This window comes from Phocaeicola sp. RTP21198st1_B8_RTP21198_201120 (assembly GCF_040929485.1).
GTDB classification, from domain to species: Bacteria; Bacteroidota; Bacteroidia; order Bacteroidales; family Bacteroidaceae; genus Phocaeicola; species Phocaeicola dorei.
The window spans coordinates 1-1,165 of record NZ_JBCOCI010000325.1 but is presented as its reverse complement, the minus strand read 5'-3'; the positions used below and the strand labels follow the sequence as shown (position 1 = coordinate 1,165).

At 44.2% G+C, this 1,165-nt stretch carries 1 pseudogene; it reads left to right on the top strand.

The features are described from left to right. Positions 1 to 1,165: pseudogene (locus AB5935_RS25915) on the top strand (chondroitinase family polysaccharide lyase); the annotation flags it as partial.

Here is a 1,165-nt window from a genome sequence, read left to right as displayed (position 1 = left end):
GTCTAATCGTGACCTGTGGCATTGGTGTCTCGTGTGGAAATGGGAACAACAGTCGTATGATATTCCTCTGCCTTCTAAATTGACAAGCGAACAAAAGAAGGAGCTGAAGACTATCGAACAACGTTTGACAGATTTTCTTGAAGTGAAAAAGGCACCGCAAGGGCCTATTAATGCTGCCTATAAAACATTTGAGAAAGCGGCTATCAGTCCATCCATCGCTGGGACGGGATTTATAGGAACTCCTATTGTTGCTCCTGATGAACAGGACAAGAAGAAAGGAGAAATGTCATGGAACGATATTGAAACGATGCTTTCCGGCTTTGCCTATGATGCTTATTATAACCAGAACGAAACATCAAAGAAAAACTACTTTACCGTATTCGACTATGCTATCGATCAGGGATTTGCATACGGTAGCGGTATGGGTACCAATCATCATTATGGTTATCAGGTACGTAAGATATATACAACTGCCTGGCTGATGCGTGATGCTATCTATAAACATCCTCATCGGGATGCTTATCTCTCCACATTGCGTTTTTGGGCGGCTCTGCAAGAAACTCGTCAGCCATGCTCTCCAACACGTGATGAATTGTTGGATTCCTGGCATACGTTATACTCCGGGAACGATCGGTGGTATAAAGGTAGACGGTACGACTTTCCATCATGGCGGTTTCTATCCGGGATATACCACTGGAGTACTTGCGACTGTAGGAGAATATATTGCATTTACCAATGGTACAAGTTTTGAACTGACCGAAGATGCGCGCAAACACATGAAATCAGCCTTTATTGCTATGCGCAATTATTGCAATTTCTATGAATGGGGCATCGGAATCAGTGGCCGTCATCCTTTTGGAGGGAAGATGGGAAGCGATGATATCGAAGCATTTGCCAATATAGCTTTATCCGGCGATTTGTCCGGTCAGGGAAATACGTTTGATCGTGGTCTGGCTGCTGACTATTTACGTCTGATACGCAATAGTGATACTCCGAATGCGCGTTTCTTCAAGAAGGAAGGTATTCAACCGGCACAGGCTCCACAGGGATTCTTCGTTTACAACTATGGTTCGGCAGGCATTTTCCGTCGTGCAGATTGGATGGTGACATTGAAAGGATATACCACTGACGTATGGGGTTCTGAAATTTATACGAAAGATAACCG